The 14,906-nt window shown below is 65.9% G+C and carries 18 protein-coding genes; 11 read left to right on the top strand and 7 right to left on the bottom strand.

Annotated elements, in window-relative coordinates:
• Positions 1-39: 39 nt before the first annotated feature.
• Positions 40-654, bottom strand: coding sequence for a hypothetical protein (locus SAS01S_RS19050; RefSeq protein WP_157082911.1), 615 nt, complete (start codon positions 652-654; stop codon positions 40-42).
• A gap of 84 nt (positions 655-738) precedes the next feature.
• Here SAS01S_RS19050 and SAS01S_RS19045 point away from each other — a divergent pair, with 84 nt between their 5' ends.
• The 9 genes from SAS01S_RS19045 to SAS01S_RS19005 all read left to right on the top strand — a co-directional run bounded on the left by SAS01S_RS19045 (position 739) and on the right by SAS01S_RS19005 (position 7,366).
• Positions 739-972, top strand: coding sequence for a zinc-finger domain-containing protein (locus SAS01S_RS19045; protein ID WP_066812458.1), 234 nt, complete (start codon positions 739-741; stop codon positions 970-972).
• 64 nt (positions 973-1,036) lie between these two features.
• On the top strand, positions 1,037-1,444 hold the full coding sequence (locus tag SAS01S_RS19040) for a DUF3224 domain-containing protein (RefSeq protein WP_066812453.1): 408 nt from the start codon (positions 1,037-1,039) through the stop codon (positions 1,442-1,444).
• Between the two features lie 45 nt (positions 1,445-1,489).
• Positions 1,490-2,917 (top strand): metalloprotease TldD, encoded by a 1,428-nt coding sequence (gene tldD, locus SAS01S_RS19035; RefSeq protein ID WP_066812452.1) that lies wholly within the window; start codon positions 1,490-1,492, stop codon positions 2,915-2,917.
• Positions 2,918-2,938: 21 nt separating this feature from the next.
• Positions 2,939-3,505, top strand: a complete 567-nt coding sequence (locus SAS01S_RS19030) for an SMI1/KNR4 family protein (RefSeq protein WP_066812451.1) — start codon at positions 2,939-2,941, stop codon at positions 3,503-3,505.
• Positions 3,502-4,434 (top strand): DUF5996 family protein, encoded by a 933-nt coding sequence (locus SAS01S_RS19025; RefSeq protein WP_066812450.1) that lies wholly within the window; start codon positions 3,502-3,504, stop codon positions 4,432-4,434. Before SAS01S_RS19030 ends, SAS01S_RS19025 begins: the two co-directional genes overlap by 4 nt.
• A 165-nt stretch (positions 4,435-4,599) precedes the next feature.
• Entirely contained in the window at positions 4,600-5,181 is a 582-nt protein-coding gene (locus tag SAS01S_RS19020) for a pyridoxamine 5'-phosphate oxidase family protein (RefSeq protein ID WP_066812449.1), read from the top strand.
• The gene (locus SAS01S_RS19015; RefSeq protein ID WP_066812448.1) at positions 5,178-5,393 is read left to right on the top strand and encodes a putative signal transducing protein; all 216 of its coding nucleotides are present in this window, start codon (positions 5,178-5,180) and stop codon (positions 5,391-5,393) included. Before SAS01S_RS19020 ends, SAS01S_RS19015 begins: the two co-directional genes overlap by 4 nt.
• A 142-nt stretch (positions 5,394-5,535) precedes the next feature.
• Positions 5,536-5,874 (top strand): P-II family nitrogen regulator, encoded by a 339-nt coding sequence (locus SAS01S_RS19010; RefSeq protein WP_066812447.1) that lies wholly within the window; start codon positions 5,536-5,538, stop codon positions 5,872-5,874.
• A gap of 13 nt (positions 5,875-5,887) precedes the next feature.
• Positions 5,888-7,366, top strand: a complete 1,479-nt coding sequence (locus tag SAS01S_RS19005; protein WP_066812457.1) for an ammonium transporter — start codon at positions 5,888-5,890, stop codon at positions 7,364-7,366.
• A 289-nt stretch (positions 7,367-7,655) separates the two neighbouring features.
• On the opposite strand, the gene SAS01S_RS19000 is transcribed toward SAS01S_RS19005, so the two are convergent.
• From SAS01S_RS19000 to SAS01S_RS18975, 6 genes are read right to left on the bottom strand one after another with little or no spacing between them, the layout of a single operon-like run.
• Complete coding sequence (locus SAS01S_RS19000) at positions 7,656-9,236, bottom strand: GMC family oxidoreductase (RefSeq protein ID WP_066812446.1); 1,581 nt, start codon at positions 9,234-9,236, stop codon at positions 7,656-7,658.
• Positions 9,146-10,150 (bottom strand): sterol desaturase family protein, encoded by a 1,005-nt coding sequence (locus tag SAS01S_RS18995; RefSeq protein WP_066812456.1) that lies wholly within the window; start codon positions 10,148-10,150, stop codon positions 9,146-9,148. Before SAS01S_RS18995 ends, SAS01S_RS19000 begins: the two co-directional genes overlap by 91 nt.
• Before the next feature lie 42 nt (positions 10,151-10,192).
• Positions 10,193-10,591: a hypothetical protein gene (locus tag SAS01S_RS18990; protein ID WP_066812445.1), complete on the bottom strand. Its 399-nt coding sequence runs from the start codon at positions 10,589-10,591 to the stop codon at positions 10,193-10,195.
• Complete coding sequence (locus SAS01S_RS18985) at positions 10,588-11,016, bottom strand: protein tyrosine phosphatase family protein (protein WP_066812444.1); 429 nt, start codon at positions 11,014-11,016, stop codon at positions 10,588-10,590. The genes SAS01S_RS18990 and SAS01S_RS18985 overlap by 4 nt, the downstream gene beginning before the upstream one ends.
• Positions 11,017-11,050: 34 nt before the next feature.
• Positions 11,051-12,841, bottom strand: a complete 1,791-nt coding sequence (recQ, locus tag SAS01S_RS18980) for a DNA helicase RecQ (RefSeq protein ID WP_066812443.1) — start codon at positions 12,839-12,841, stop codon at positions 11,051-11,053.
• Between the two features lie 7 nt (positions 12,842-12,848).
• Complete coding sequence (locus tag SAS01S_RS18975; RefSeq protein WP_084239222.1) at positions 12,849-13,751, bottom strand: MBL fold metallo-hydrolase; 903 nt, start codon at positions 13,749-13,751, stop codon at positions 12,849-12,851.
• Between the two features lie 48 nt (positions 13,752-13,799).
• On the opposite strand from SAS01S_RS18975, the gene SAS01S_RS18970 reads away from it, so the two are divergent.
• Both SAS01S_RS18970 and ung read left to right on the top strand, forming a co-directional pair.
• The gene (locus SAS01S_RS18970) at positions 13,800-14,087 is read left to right on the top strand and encodes a GNAT family N-acetyltransferase (protein WP_066812442.1); all 288 of its coding nucleotides are present in this window, start codon (positions 13,800-13,802) and stop codon (positions 14,085-14,087) included.
• A gap of 9 nt (positions 14,088-14,096) precedes the next feature.
• Positions 14,097-14,795: a uracil-DNA glycosylase gene (gene ung / locus SAS01S_RS18965; protein ID WP_066812441.1), complete on the top strand. Its 699-nt coding sequence runs from the start codon at positions 14,097-14,099 to the stop codon at positions 14,793-14,795.
• Positions 14,796-14,906 lie beyond the last annotated feature (111 nt).

Below are 14,906 nucleotides of genomic sequence, written 5' to 3'. Positions count from 1 at the left end.
TGCGTCTTGGTCCCCCTCCCCGTAAACGGGGAGGATTTTTTATTTGACCTCTGGCGTGGGCAAGGCTGGGGCGATCGTCAGCGTCTGCTCGGTGGTGACCGACGTGCCCGCCACCTTATCCGTCACCGTCGCGACCACGCGGTAATCGCCAAACGGCCCTTCCGAATCGACGCCGTAACCGAGCGCGCCATCGCCGATCATCGGCTTCTTGGGATCGGTGGGCGCGGCCTTGTTCCACACTACGACGCCTTTGTTATCCTCGTTGATCGTGCCGTCCGGCCGCGTGATCGCGAAATCGGCGACGATGTCGCATTTGCCGTCGGCATCGGCCTTGCAGCCGCGGAAGATCAGCAGGGTGAAGAGCGGCTTGTCGGCGACCGTGCGGGTGGTTTCGTTCTTGGCTCCGTCGCCTATCTTCCAGGCGGCGATGAACGCCGCCGCGTCGGACGCGGCAACCTGCATGACGCCGAACCCGTCCTTTTCGGCGATGTTGAGCGCTGGCGGCGGGAGTTTGGTCCTGGCCTTCGGCTTGGCCTTGGCGGCGGGCTTGCCCGGCGCCGGTTTTGCGGCGGGCTTGGTCGCGGTTTGGGGAGCGGCGGCGGCAGGGGCCGCCACGATCAAGGCGGCGATCGCCGCAAGCTTTACAAGGATCATGGCCTTATCGTGCGTCGCAGGGTCGAGCTTGGCAAGGCAGCAGGAGAGATTGATGCGCCCGACGCGCCTTGCTATCGCGCCAGCATGATCGCACCGCCCGAAATCGTCCGCGTCTCCCATCCCCGCGTCGCCTGCGACGGCGCGACCGACATTCCCGGTGGCGCGGCCCTGGGCCATCCCCGCGTGTTCCTGCAGATCGACGAGGCCGGCTATGTCGATTGCGGCTATTGCGACCGCCGCTTCGTGTTGATCGGCGGCCCGGCCGATGGCGCCGACCAGAGCGAACTTCCGGACCATCCGGCCGGCGCGAGCCTGTGAAGTCCGGGCGACTCGCACCGCCGGTCCGCACAATCCGTCCCGTCCGCAGATCGGGGAATCCGTCATGACCCATCACGCCACCGGCACGTTCGAAGTGAAGATCACCCCCGAGGCGCAGGGCGAGGCGCCCGAAGGCGGGTTGCCAACCGGCCGAATGGCGATCGCCAAAACCTTCGTCGGCGGCATGACGGGCAGCGCGCAGGGCATCATGTTGTCGGCCGGCGCGCCGGCCCCGGGCAATGCCGGTGCATATGTCGCGGTCGACCAGTTTCGCGGCACCATCGACGGCAAGCCCGGCGGCTTCCTGCTGCTCCATCGCGCGACGATGGACAAAGCCGGGAACGGCGTGCTCGATATCGTTATCGCGCCCGATACCGGGACCGATGCGCTGACCGGGATCTCGGGGACCTTCTCGATCGAGGTCAGGGACGGCGTTCATCACTACGATCTCGCTTACACTCTGCCCGAATAGCGCCGGGCGGTTTACCTCGGCGCCGCGCGCTCCTACCTATTGGGCATGACCAGCCCAGCCGACCCCCGCCAGTTCCTGTACCGCGACCAGCTCGACCCCGAAGAGGCCAAAAGGCTGACCGCGACAGCGCTCGACCATGCCGATGATGGCGAGCTCTATCTGCAATATGCCCGGTCCGAGGCGTTCGGGTTCGACGACGGGCGGCTGAAGACCGCCAGCTACGACACGCATTCGGGATTCGGCCTGCGCGCGGTGTCGGGCGAGACCACTGCCTTTGCCCATGCCAATGAGATCAGCGCGGCCGCGATCCTGCGCGCGTCGGAGACGATGGCGCTGATCGACCCGTCGACCGGCCCCAAGGCGCCGCCGCCGCAGCACACCAACCGCCACCTCTATACCGATGCCGATCCGCTCGACCTGATTCCGTTCGCCGACAAGGTGAACCTGTGCCAGACGATCGACGCCGCCGCCCGCGCCCGCGACCCGCGCGTCGCCCAGGTCTCGGTCAGCCTGTCGGGGTCGTGGAACGTGATCGAGGTGGTGCGCCCCGACGGCTTCACCGCCACCGACGTGCGGCCGCTGGTGCGGCTCAACGTCTCGATCGTGGTCGAACATGACGGCCGGCGCGAGACCGGGACGTTCGGTATCGGCGGACGCTATCTCTACGAGTCGCTGTTCGAGCCCGCGACCTGGAACCGCGCGATCGACGAGGCGCTGGCACAGGCATTGGTCAATCTCGACTCGGTCGCCGCTCCCGCCGGCGAGATGACCGTCTTGCTCGGGCCGGGCTGGCCGGGCGTGCTGCTCCACGAAGCGATCGGGCACGGGCTCGAAGGCGATTTCAACCGCAAAGGCACCAGCGCCTTTTCCGGCCGGATCGGCGAGCGCGTCGCGGCGCCGGGCGTCACCGTGGTCGACGACGGATCGATCAACGCGCGGCGCGGGTCGCTGTCGATCGACGACGAAGGCACGCCGACGCGCGAGAATATCCTGATCGAGGACGGCATCCTCAAGGGCTATATCCATGACCGCCTCAACGCGCGGCTGATGGGCGTCGAGCCGACCGGCAATGGCCGCCGCGAATCCTTCGCGCACGCGCCGATGCCGCGCATGACCAATACTTTCATGAAGGGCGGCCAGGACAATCCCGCCGAATTGCTCAGCCGGGTCAAGAAAGGCATTTTCGCCAAGTCGTTCGGCGGCGGGCAGGTCGACATCGTGTCGGGCAAGTTCGTGTTCAGCTGCACCGAGGCCTATCTGATCGAGAACGGCAAATTGGGCGCCCCGATCAAGGGCGCGACGCTAATCGGCGACGGGCCGAGCGTGCTGACCAAGGTGACCGGCATCGGCAACGACTTCGCGCTCGACGAAGGCGTGGGGATGTGCGGCAAGGGCGGGCAGAGCGTGCCGGCGGGAGTCGGGCAGCCGACCTTGCTGGTATCGGGGCTGACGGTCGGCGGCACCGCGGTCTGACACAGTAAGTAGGAAGCGATTATGGGTTGGTTTTCGGGGCGTAAGAAACGCACCGATCAGACCAGAGCCATCTTTAGCCGTCACGTCGATGGCGACTTTACGCTTTATCCCCTCGGCGAGGGCAATGCGACAGAAGCGGAGGTACAGGCCCTTGGTAAGAGCCTGGGCGTTCGTTTTCCGGACGAGTTCATCGATCACGTCAGTGGCGAATTCCCGGGGGCGATTGTTCTGGCAGCCGAGCGCGTTTGGCCGCGGCCGCAACCGCTTCAAGTGGCTCCTTTCTGGCAGTTCCTCTATGGCGTTCACAGCTTCACGCCGCTCACGACAAGCGAGGATTGGATGCGGATGGATGTCGTCGGCAGTCAGTTCCAAAGCCAGACCGGCCACGCGGCCGTACCAATTCTGAAACGGATCGGCGATGCCAACGTCTATTGCGCAGATAGCGAGGGGCACATCCTTGAGTTCGACCATGAAATGAACACGCTCGAGCCGATCGAGTTAGGTTTCTGGGCGCTGCTCGAACGCGAAGTGTGTGAATTGGTGGAACGCAAGAACCGTCTCATCGCCGAGCGCGATAGAACCGCATGACGAATTGGCCCGCCCTCGACTGGACCCACTGGCGCGAAACCGCGATCGGGCTGCAATTGCGCTGCCAGATCGTCGGCAAGGTGCGGCTCGCGCTGACGCCCTGGCTCAACCATAGCTGGCACGTTCCCTTCTACCTGACCGCGCGCGGCTGGACGACCTCGGCGATCCCGTGCGGGGGCCGGATCCTGCAGATCGACTTCGACCTGATCGGCGATGCGGTGACGTTCGCTACCAGCGATGGCGGGATGCGGTCGATCGCGTTGGCGGCGGGAACGATCGCCGATTTCCATGGCGAGGTCGTCGCGGCGCTCGACGCCTTGGGCGCCGCATCGGATTTCGACGGCAGCCCGAGCGAGATGCCTGGCTATCCGCCTTTTGCCGATGACCATGAGCAACGCCCCTACGATGCCGGGGCGGCGCGCGACTTCTGGCGCACACTGATCCAGGTGCGCCGCGTCTTCTACCAATTCCGCACCGGCTTTCTCGGCAAGGCAAGCCCGATCCATCTGTTCTGGGGGAGCTTCGATCTCGCCGCGACGCGCTTTTCGGGCCGGGTTGCGCCGAAACACCCCGGCGGGATGCCCGGCCTGCCTGACGACGTCGCATGCGAGGCATACAGCCATGAGGAAGCAAGCGTCGGTTTCTGGCCGGGCAGCGATGCCTATCCGCATGCCGCTTTCTACGCTTATGCCTATCCCGAACCCGCCGGTTATGCCGGGGCGACGATCGCGCCGGACCAGGCCGCCTGGAACGCGGACATGCGCGAGTTCATCCTGCCTTATGCCGCGGTGCGCGCCGCGCCCGATCCGGACGCCGCATTGCTCGCTTTCTGCCAGTCGACCTATGACGCCGCCGCCGACCTCGCCAATTGGGATCGCGACGCGCTCGAATGCCCGATCGGCCGCCCCCGCGTGCCGCGCGCAGTCTAGGGCAGACCCAAGCCCCGGCCCGTCATCCCAGCGAAAGCTGGGGTCTCAGGCGGTGGTGTGATACGGCGTGAGATCAGTGACGGGTTGAGCATGCCCCGCATGCTCAGGGATCGTCCGGGGGACGATCCGACCCGTCACTCTTTCGCTGGGATGACGGAATAGAGAATGGCCGAATTCTTCGATGCGCTGAGCGACAAGCATGTCGCCTTTGTCGAACGCCAGCCGGTGTTCTTCGTCGCCACCGCCGCCGCGGATGCGCGCGTCAATCTCAGCCCGAAAGGGATGGATTCGTTTCGCGTCCTGTCACCCAATCGCGTCGCCTATCTCGACGTGCAAGGCTCGGGCAACGAGACCAACGCGCATCTGATCGCCGATGGCCGCATCACGATCATGTTCTGCGCGTTCGACAATCCCGCGCTGATCCTGCGCTTCTACGGCCACGGGCGCGCGGTGCTGCCGCAGGATGCCGACTGGGGCGAGCATGCGGCGCATTTCGACCTGCTCCCGGGCACGCGGCAGATTTTCGTGATCGAGGTCGATCAGGTCCAGACCAGCTGCGGCTGGGGCGTCCCGCATATGAGCTTCGAGCGCGAGCGCGACACGCTGAGCAAATATCACCGCCAATATGGCGAAGAGGTGCGCCAGGCCAAATATGCGGTGCGGCTGAAGAGCATCGATGGGCTCCCGGTGCGTAACCCGACGCAAGGCCCGCCCCCGAACCAGCAGCAGGAACAACAGCAGCAATGAGCCTGGTCGAACTCGGCGGCTATTCCTATCCGGAAGCGCATATCATCGTCGGCCGGCTCGAATCCGAAGGCATTCCGGCGATCGCCTTCGATGCCGGCACGCATATGGCGGAAGGGTCGTTCCGGCTGATCCCGGTGCGGGTGATGGTGGATGAATACGATCTGGCGCGGGCGCAGGGGCTGCTCAAAGAATGGGCAGGCGATTCTGCCTGAAAAATAAGCACGCATTCGCAGCTGCACAAATTTTAACGCCTCCGTAACATTTCCTTGCGCGATTCGGCGCGGAAACGCGTGGAATCGACTCTGGCACGTCCCTTGCGATGCAGCATTCCGGGACAAAACGGAAAGGGGCGCGATGAAACTCGTCATTGCCATCATCAAACCGTTCAAGCTCGACGAGGTGCGCGAAGCACTGTCGAGCGTGGGCGTCGCGGGTATGACCGTGACCGAGGTGAAAGGGTTCGGCCGACAAAAAGGCCAGACCGAGATTTACCGCGGTGCGGAATACAGCACGAACATGGTGCCGAAGATCAAGATCGAGGTTGCCTGCGCGTCCGACATGGCGGGCGCGGTGATCGAAGCGATCCAGGCATCCGCCAACACCGGCGCCATCGGCGACGGCAAGATCTTCGTGCTCGACGTCGGTCAGGCGGTGCGCATTCGCACCGGCGAAACCGATGACAGCGCTCTCTGAGATGGGGGGAATGATGAAACAATCGACCAAGATTCTGGCCGGATTGGGAGCGATCGGCGTTGCCGCGCTGATGTGCCACCCGGCCTTTGCCCAGGCCGCGGCGGCTGCGCCCGCGCCTGCCGCCACACCCGTTATCGCCACGCCGTCGCTCGCCAATATGAACAAGGGCGACAATACCTGGATGCTGGTGTCGACCTTGCTAGTGCTGATGATGTCGGTACCCGGCCTGGCGCTGTTCTATGGCGGCCTGGTCCGCACCAAGAACATGCTGTCGGTGCTGACCCAGGTGCTGATGATCGTCTGCATGATCGGCGTGATCTGGGTGTGCTGGGGCTATTCGGAGACCTTCACCACCTACAATGCGTATTTTGGCAATCCCTTCACCAAGCTATTCCTGAAGGGGGTCGATGCCAATGCAGCCGCGGCGACCTTCTCGAACGGCGTCTACATTCCGGAACTGACCTACGTCCTGTTCCAGATGACGTTCGCGATGATCACCCCGGCTTTGTTCGTCGGATCGGTGGCGGAGCGGATCAAATTCTCGCCGCTGATGCTGTTCGTCGCGCTCTGGGCGACCTTCGTCTATTTCCCGATCGCGCACATGGTCTGGTATTGGGACGGGCCTGACGCCGTCGCCGCCGCCGCGCTCAAGGGCAAGGCAGCGCTCGACGCGGTCAATGGCGAGGCTGGTTGGCTCTTCCAAAAGGGTGCGATCGACTTCGCCGGCGGCACCGTCGTCCACATCAACGCCGGCATCACCGGGCTGGTGATGTGCCTGCTGCTCGGCAAGCGTCTCGGCTATCCGAACGAACCGATGCCGCCGCACTCGCTGACCATGACCATGATCGGCGCCTCCCTGCTGTGGGTGGGCTGGTTCGGCTTCAACGCCGGCTCCAACCTCGAAGCGACGTCGGTTGCCTCGGTCGCCTTCATGAACACGATGATCGCCACCGCCGCCGCCGGGATGAGCTGGCTGCTGACCGAACAGATCGTGCGCGGCAAGCCGTCGCTGCTCGGTGCCGCCTCGGGTGTCGTCGCCGGCCTGGTCGCCGTCACGCCCGCCTCGGGCTTTGCCGGCACGATGGGCTCGGTGATCCTGGGCCTGATGGTCTCGCCGATCTGCTTCTTCTTCGTCAGCGTGGTGAAGTCGAAGTTCAAATATGACGACTCGCTCGACGTGTTCGGCGTGCACTGCATCGGTGGCATCACCGGCGCGCTGATGACCGCCATCCTCGCCAACCCGGCGCTGGGCGGCCAGGGCATCGCCGACTATGCGTCCAAGCCCGGCACCTTGGTCGTGGCGCCTTATGACTGGGTCGCTCAGCTGATCACGCAAGCCGAAGCGGTCGGCATCACGCTGGCTTGGTCGGGGATCGGTGCTGCCATCCTCTATGTCATCATCGACAAGCTCTGGGGCTTCCGGGTGTCGGAAGAAGTCGAGCGCGAAGGCCTCGACATCGCCGAGCATGGCGAGCGGGCTTACCACTACTGACAAGATCGGGGCGCCGGTCGACCCGGCGCCCCCCAATACGTTCCTCCTGCGGACGACCTGGGCCGGTGGCGAAAGTCACCGGCCCTCTTTTCATGCGCCGAATGCCTGCGGCGTTCGATGCGCAGCCTCGTTCTTTTGGAGATTATTCCGCGACCTTAAAGCCCGCGTCCCCGGCGAAGGCCGGGGCCCGGTCGCGGCGTACCTCCGGCGGCGGGATGCTATCTCGACGTGCGCGAAACTGGGCCCCGGCCTTCGCCGGGGAAGCGTTTAGCTTAGCGGCTCAGGCCCCTCAATCCGCCTTCACGAAATCCGCGCAACGCTCGCCGATCATGATCGAGGGCGCATTGGTGTTGCCGCTGATTAGTTTGGGCATGATCGAGGCGTCGGCGACATACAGCCCCTCGACCCCGCGTACGCGCAGCTTCGGGTCGCACACCGCATCGGCGTCCGCCCCCATCCGCGCGGTGCCGACCGGATGATAGACGGTATCGGCGCGCCCGCGGATCAGCCGCTCCAGCGCGTCGTCGTCGCCGAAGTCGATCGGATAGCGGTCCTTGCCGCGATGACGGCTGAGCGGCGGCGCGTTGAGGATGCGGTACATCGTGCGCACCCCCGCCTTCATAACTGCCATGTCGCGCGGATCGGTCAGGAAGGCAGGATCGATCAGCGGCGCGGTACGCGGATCGGACGAAGCGAGCCGGACCGTGCCGTGGCTTTCCGGCCGCAGCACGCAGACATGGCACGAAAAGCCATGCGCCTTGACCTTGGTCCGCCCGTGATCCTCAAGCACCACCGGCACGAAATGGAGCTGCACATCGGGTGCCGGCGCATCGGGCATCACGGTCAGGAACCCGCCGGCCTCGGCGAACGGCGTGGTCATCACGCCCGACCGGCTCCTGAACCAGCGGATCACGCCGCCGGCCATGCTGAGCGTGCCGGCAAGTGAACTGCCGAGGAAGAAGCGGCCGGGCACTTCATAGGCCGCGACGTAATCGATATGGTCCTGCAGATTGGCGCCGACGGCGGGCCGGTCGACCGCGACCGTCAGGCCGTGCGCCGCGAGGTGCGCGGCCGGGCCGATCCCCGACAGCATCAGCAATTGCGGCGTGCCGAACACCCCGCCCGCCAGCACCACTGCCTTGCGCGCGCGGATGACGTGATGCTCGTTACCGCGTCGATAGGCGACACCCCAGGCCTTGCCGTCCTCGAACAGCACGCGTTCGGCCAGGGCCTCGGTCACGACATTGAAATTGGGCCGCGACACGGCCGGCTCGACATAAGCGCGGCTCGATGTCCAGCGCTCGCCGTTCTTCTGCGTCACCTGATAGACACCGACGCCGTCCTGCCGCGCGCCGTTGAAATCCTCGTTGCGCGGAATCTGCAGCATCGCCGCCGCTTCGACGAATTCGAGGCTGCCGGGATGCGGCCAATGCTGGTCCGACACGCTGAGCGGCCCGTCGCCGCCATGATAGTCGCTCGCCCCGCGCTCATTGCCCTCGGACCGTTTGAACGCCGGCAGTACGTCGGCATAGGACCAGCCATCGCAGCCCATCGCCGCCCAATTGTCGTAATCCCAGGCATTGCCGCGCAGATAGAGCATCGCGTTGATCGCGCTCGACCCGCCCAGCCCCTTGCCGCGCGGCTGATAGCCGCGGCGGCCGTTCAGCCCCGGCTGCGGCACGGTTTCGAGCCGCCAATTGGTCTTGTCGGTCTGGAAGGCCATGAAGCCGGGGACGCGCGTCCTCAGTCCGGTATTGCGCCCGCCCGCCTCGAGCAACGCTACGGTGTAGCGACCGTCCTCGCTGAGCCGTCCGGCCGCCGCGGCGCCGCCCGATCCTCCCCCGACGACGACGATATCGGCTTCGTCCACTCAGCTTTCTCCCGCTCCCGCTCGCGTTGTTCCCAACGCGCCTTGATCGTTTCAGACGTCTCGCGGCTACCGTCGTGGCTCCAGCCCGGCGGTTGCGCGATGTAATTCCACTTGGCCTTGATGCCCGGCGCCGACCACACGTCCTTCGCGATCCCCACCCATTCGTGGAACGCCGCCCAGACCAGGTTGAAGCTGCCGAGATTCTTGACGATGCCGTAGCGCGGCGCCTCGTCGTCGCGCTCGGGCTCGAACGTGCCGAGCCAGCGGTCCCAGACGATGAACACGCCGGCGTAATTCTTGTCGAGATAGCGCGGGTTGGTGGCGTGATGGACGCGGTGGTGCGACGGCGTGTTCATCACCGCTTCGAACCAGCGCGGCATCCGCCCGATCACTTCGGTGTGGATCCAGAATTGATAGATCAGATTCACCCCACCGACGAAGAGCACCATCGCCGGCGGGAACACCAGGAACAAGGGCAGCCGGAAGATGAAGCCGATCGAGATGAATCCCGTCCAGGTCTGCCGGAGCGCGGTCGACAGATTATAATGCTGCGAGCTGTGGTGGATGACATGGCTCGCCCAGAACCACCGCACGCGATGCGCCGAGCGGTGGAACAGATAATAAGCGAAATCGTCGATCACGAAGCACAGGACGAACCAGTACCACGCCCAGGGGTTGGGCAAGTCGACGATGCGGAAATGGCTGTAGAGCCAGCTCGCCATGGCATAGATCAATCCGGCGGTGATCGCGCCGGCGACGGTGCTGCCGGTACCGAGCGCGAGGCTGGTCAGCGTATCCTTGGGTTCGTAGCGACTTTTGTCCTTGGCCCAGGCGACCAGCATCTCGGCCAGCACCAGCAGCACGAAGCCCGGCACGGCGAGCGAGACGATATCGGGCAAGTGCGGCGCGGTCATCGACATCCTCTGGCGCATATTTACCCCACATCCGCGGCTTGCTTACACGAGTGTCAGTGGCGCTTCCAGACCCCGAACCTGATCGGCGGTGATACCGAACAACGTGACCGGCCCGAACAGTTTTTCGCCGGTGTCGACCGTCGCGCCTTCGACTGCTTCGCGCACCCGGAGCGGCGGGACCAGCCGGCGCACCGCGACTTTGGCGCCGTGGCGCTTGATCACCGCGATCGTGCCTTGCCCCTGGACCAAGGCCGCGCTGCCGTCGCCCGAGACGAGCGCGCGGCCGCCCTCGAAACCGGCCAGGGCCTCTTCGGCGAAGCGGCGGGCGTCGTCCTCCGTCGCGATCCGGCTCTCCCCCAGCTTGAGCCAGCGCGCAAACCCGGCCAGCGCCAGGATCGCGACGATCGACCCCGCAAGCTGGACGAGCTGGGCGTGGGTCATGCCTGCGCTTTCAACTGATCGAGCAACGGGCGGAGGCCGTCGAGATTGTACCCCGCGCCGGCGCCCTTGGCGATCAGCACGTCGGCATCGGCGCCATTCCGGGCCTGGGCCAAAGCCCAGAGGTTGCACGAGCGCGTGCCCGAGCGGCAGAAAGCGAGCACCGGGGCATCGGCGCCCGCCAAGACCTCGGCCATCGCCTCGATCTGCGGATAGCTGAATCCGGCATGCGTGATCGGGATCGCCGTATAGGTCAGGCCCGCCGCTTCCGCTGCGGCGCGAATCGCGTCTCCGGGGATCTGGCCCGCTTCCTCGTCGTCGGGGCGGTTGTTGACGATCGCGGTAAACCCCGCCGCTTTGATCGCGGCCACGTCCTCGACCGAAATCTGCGGTGCCACCGAAATGCTGTCGTCGACCTTGCGGATCATCGTCACTAAACCTCATCGTTTCCGGGAAAAAGACTCATGCCGCTTCCCGGATAACTTGCAGGAAGGCGTCACCATAAGCGTCGAGCTTGCGTTCGCCCACGCCCGAAATCGTGCCGAGCGCGGCGCGGCTGCCGGGCTTGAGTTCGGCCATCGCGCGCAACACCGAATCGTGGAAGATGACATAGGGCGGCACGCTCGCTTCCCTGGCGAGTTCGCGGCGCTTCTCGCGCAGTGCCTCGAACAGCGGATCGCCGATCGGATTGGTGCCGCCGGTCGCGGTCCCGCCGCGGCGGCGACGCTCGCGCTTGGGCGGCAGGACCAGTTCGACCTTCTCGCCACCTTTCAGGATCGCGCGCGCGCCGGGCCCGAATTCGAGCCCGCCATGCGGATTGGTCCGCAGCGCATCGCGCACCTGGAGCGCGCGGCCGACCGGGCGGAGCAACGCCGCTTCCTCGCCATCGACGATGCCGAATACCGACAAGGCCTCATGCCCGTTCATCAGGCTGCGCTCGCTCGACTGGCCGGTCAGGATCGCTTCTATATAGCCGCTGCCGAAGCTCTGCCCGGTGCGGAACACCGCCGAGAGATATTTCTGCGCGACGGTCGTGGCATCGATCGACGCGGGCGGCGCGAGGCAATTGTCGCAATTGCCGCAGCGATCGGGCACGTCGCGCTCGTCGAAATGGCCGAGCAACAGCTTGCGCCGACAGCCCGCCGTCTCGACCAGCGCGCCGAGTGCGTTGAGCCGGATGCGCTCGCCCGGCTGCCGTGCCGCCTCGACCTCGCCGATCCGTTGCCGGGCGCGGGCGAAATCGTCGGCGCCCCAGAACAGATGCGCGATCGCCGGGTCGCCGTCGCGGCCCGCGCGCCCGGTTTCCTGATAATAGGCCTCGATCGACTTGGGCAGGCCGGCATGCGCGACGAAGCGGACGTCGGGCTTGTCGATGCCCATGCCGAACGCGACCGTGGCGACGATCACCATGTCCTCCGACGCGACGAAATCGGCCTGGTTCTTGGCGCGGACGCGCGGGTCGAGTCCGGCGTGATAAGCGCGCGTCGGACGACCGGTCTTGGCCAGCGCCTCGGCCAGTTTCTCGGTCCCGGCGCGGGTCTGGGCATAGACGATACCGGGCCCCGGCGTCTCGGCGATCAAATCGGCGATCTGGCGCGTGGTGTTGTCGCGCGGGGTGATCGCGTAACGGATATTGGGCCGGTCGAACCCGGCGACGATGAGACCGTCCCTGGGGATGCCGAGCTGATCGAGGATGTCGGCGCGGGTGTGTGCGTCGGCGGTCGCGGTCAGCGCAAGGCGCGGGACACCGGGGAAGCGATCGAGCAGCGGGCGGAGCAGGCGATAATCGGGGCGGAAATCGTGCCCCCATTCGCTGACGCAATGCGCCTCGTCGATCGCGAACAGCGCCACCCGCCCGCGTTCGAGCAATTCGCGGAAATCGCCGTTCGAGGCGCGTTCGGGTGCGACATAGAGCAGGTCGAGTTCGCCATCGAGGAACCGTCCGCGCGTCTCCGCCCGATTCTCATCGACGCTGGTCAGGGTCGCGGCGCGGATGCCGACCGCTTCGGCCGCGCGCAGCTGGTCGTGCATCAGCGCGATCAGCGGGCTGACCACGACGCAGGTGCCGTCGAGCATCACCGCGGGCAATTGGTAGCAGAGCGACTTGCCCGCCCCGGTCGGCATCACCGCGAGCGTATTCTGACCCGCCAGCACGCGCGACACGACCGATTCCTGGACGCCACGGAACGCGGGGAAGCCGAAAGTCGAATGAAGAACGCTGGCGGGATCGGTCACGGCGGGGCATGTAGCCATGCGCGGCTCAGACTTCCATCAAATCGCGGCCGACCACCACCGGCCCGGCGAAATTCCGGCGCACTGCGGCGATCCACATCGCGTCGGTCACCCCGGCGCCGGGGACGAGATGCGACAGGACCAGCGTCTTCACGCCCGCGCGCGCTGCGACCAGCCCGACCTGTTCGGCGAGCGTATGGCTGCGGCGCAGATGGTCGGCGAGCGCCGGCGCATTCTCGCCCGCCATGCGCGGGATGGCCGGGCCGTAGATCGCTTCGTGGATCAGCAGATCGGCGCCCTTGGCCAGCGCGACGAGAGCGTCCGAATAGCGCGTGTCGCCCGAGATCACGATCGATCGGCCCGGCGTGTCGAAGCGATAGGCGAAGGCCGGCGCGACCGTTTCATGGTCGACTAATGCCGAGGTCACTATCGTCCCGCGATCGCGCACCACCGGCCCCGGCAGCGCGCGCTCGTCGACCGAGACCAGCGGATCGAGCGGGATGCGCCCCTCCTCGCGGATGCGCGCGGCGACGTCATAGGACAAAGCCGAAAGCTGGTCGCGGACGATCTGGCGGATCGGCGGCGGGCCATGGACGGTGACCGGCGTCTTCAATCCCGACGACCAGGCGATCTCGATCAGATTGCCGATATCGGCGACGTGATCGCTGTGATTGTGGGTGACGAAGATCCGCGCGAGGCGATCGAGCGGCACGCCCGCCTTGGCGAGCTGGTTGGCGACGCCATTGCCGCAATCGACCACCCAGGCCCGGCCGTCGAGCTCGATCAGCGTCGCCGGCTCCGCGCGCAACGGATTGGGCGTCGGGCCACCCTTGGTCCCGAGCAGCACGACGCGGTTGCGACCCGCCGGCGCGGCGCCGATCAGCGGCATAGCGGCGAGCGATGCGAGGACGGTGCGGCGGCTGGGTTGCATGGCGCGGTGCTACCGTTAAGCGGGAATTCTAGCCAGCGGAGAACAGGAATGGCCGAGAATAGCGTCATCGACAATCGCGCCGAGAACGAATTCGAGCTCGAGGTCGACGGCCATCGTGCGATCGCGGCGTATCAGCTGGAAGGCGACACGATCACCTTCACCCACACGCTGGTTCCCAAGAAGCTGGAAGGGCGCGGCGTCGCGTCGAAGCTGATCCGCGCGGCGCTCGATTCCGCGCGCGACCGCGGATTGAAGGTCATTCCGATCTGCCCGTTCGTGAAGGCGTTCATCGAGCGCCATCCCGAATATCAGGCGCTGGTCGAGCACGCGGCCTGAGGGCTGGCGATGAGCGAGCCCAAATTCCATCCAAGCTGGCTCGAACCGCTGCGCGGCGAGTTCGCCAGCGATTATATGGCGAGCCTGCGTGCGTTCCTGGTTGCCGAGAAAGCGGCGGGCAAGGCGATCTTCCCCAAGGGACCGGAATGGTTCCGTGCGCTCGATTTGACGCCGCTCGACAATGTCCGCGTCGTCATCCTGGGGCAGGATCCCTATCACGGCCCCGGTCAGGCGCATGGCCTGTGCTTCTCGGTCAAGCCGGGGACGCGCACCCCGCCGAGCCTGGTCAATATCTACAAGGAAATGGAGGCCGATCTCGGCATTCCGCCGGCGCGGCACGGCTTTCTCGAACATTGGGCCGAGCAGGGCGTGCTGTTGCTGAACGCGGTGCTGACCGTGCAGATGGGAATGGCGGCGTCGCATCAGGGGCGCGGCTGGGAACGCTTCACCGACGCGGTGATCCGCCTGGTCAATGCGCGCGAAAAGCCGGTGGTGTTCATGCTGTGGGGCAGCCACGCGCAGAAGAAAGCGGCGTTCGTCGAGTCGGTCGAGCGTGGCGGACGGCATTTGGTATTGCGCGCGCCGCACCCCTCGCCGCTGTCGGCGCATACCGGATTTCTGGGGTGTCGCCATTTTTCAAAGGCCAATGCGTTTCTCGAGGCGCATGGCGAGAAACCGATCGACTGGGCGTTGCCGGCAATCGGGTGATTCTCGATTCGCCGCGCACCAGCCCCTAAATTCCTCCCCATTCATGGGGAGGGGGACCGCTCGCGTAGCGAGTGGTGGAGGGGGTCTCCTCACCTACATCGCTCGGGGCTC

The organism is Sphingomonas asaccharolytica NBRC 15499, from assembly GCF_001598355.1.
In the GTDB taxonomy this organism is placed as follows: Bacteria; Pseudomonadota; Alphaproteobacteria; order Sphingomonadales; family Sphingomonadaceae; genus Sphingomonas; species Sphingomonas asaccharolytica.
This window is presented reverse-complemented; position numbering and strand designations above follow the sequence as displayed.

What these genes read in the sequence shown, in the direction of transcription:
- SAS01S_RS19005 (WP_066812457.1), top strand. Translation starts at nt 5,888, where the DNA reads ATGAAACAATCGACCAAGATTCTGGCCGGATTGGGAGCGATCGGCGTT.
- SAS01S_RS19020 (WP_066812449.1), top strand. Translation starts at nt 4,600, where the DNA reads ATGGCCGAATTCTTCGATGCGCTGAGCGACAAGCATGTCGCCTTTGTC.
- SAS01S_RS19050 (WP_157082911.1), bottom strand. Translation starts at nt 654, where the DNA reads ATGATCCTTGTAAAGCTTGCGGCGATCGCCGCCTTGATCGTGGCGGCC.
- SAS01S_RS19025 (WP_066812450.1), top strand. Translation starts at nt 3,502, where the DNA reads ATGACGAATTGGCCCGCCCTCGACTGGACCCACTGGCGCGAAACCGCG.
- SAS01S_RS18970 (WP_066812442.1), top strand. Translation starts at nt 13,800, where the DNA reads ATGGCCGAGAATAGCGTCATCGACAATCGCGCCGAGAACGAATTCGAG.
- SAS01S_RS19030 (WP_066812451.1), top strand. Translation starts at nt 2,939, where the DNA reads ATGGGTTGGTTTTCGGGGCGTAAGAAACGCACCGATCAGACCAGAGCC.
- SAS01S_RS19040 (WP_066812453.1), top strand. Translation starts at nt 1,037, where the DNA reads ATGACCCATCACGCCACCGGCACGTTCGAAGTGAAGATCACCCCCGAG.
- SAS01S_RS19010 (WP_066812447.1), top strand. Translation starts at nt 5,536, where the DNA reads ATGAAACTCGTCATTGCCATCATCAAACCGTTCAAGCTCGACGAGGTG.
- recQ (WP_066812443.1), bottom strand. Translation starts at nt 12,841, where the DNA reads ATGGCTACATGCCCCGCCGTGACCGATCCCGCCAGCGTTCTTCATTCG.
- SAS01S_RS18985 (WP_066812444.1), bottom strand. Translation starts at nt 11,016, where the DNA reads ATGATCCGCAAGGTCGACGACAGCATTTCGGTGGCACCGCAGATTTCG.
- SAS01S_RS18990 (WP_066812445.1), bottom strand. Translation starts at nt 10,591, where the DNA reads ATGACCCACGCCCAGCTCGTCCAGCTTGCGGGGTCGATCGTCGCGATC.
- tldD (WP_066812452.1), top strand. Translation starts at nt 1,490, where the DNA reads ATGACCAGCCCAGCCGACCCCCGCCAGTTCCTGTACCGCGACCAGCTC.
- SAS01S_RS19015 (WP_066812448.1), top strand. Translation starts at nt 5,178, where the DNA reads ATGAGCCTGGTCGAACTCGGCGGCTATTCCTATCCGGAAGCGCATATC.
- SAS01S_RS18975 (WP_084239222.1), bottom strand. Translation starts at nt 13,751, where the DNA reads ATGCAACCCAGCCGCCGCACCGTCCTCGCATCGCTCGCCGCTATGCCG.
- ung (WP_066812441.1), top strand. Translation starts at nt 14,097, where the DNA reads ATGAGCGAGCCCAAATTCCATCCAAGCTGGCTCGAACCGCTGCGCGGC.
- SAS01S_RS18995 (WP_066812456.1), bottom strand. Translation starts at nt 10,150, where the DNA reads ATGACCGCGCCGCACTTGCCCGATATCGTCTCGCTCGCCGTGCCGGGC.
- SAS01S_RS19045 (WP_066812458.1), top strand. Translation starts at nt 739, where the DNA reads ATGATCGCACCGCCCGAAATCGTCCGCGTCTCCCATCCCCGCGTCGCC.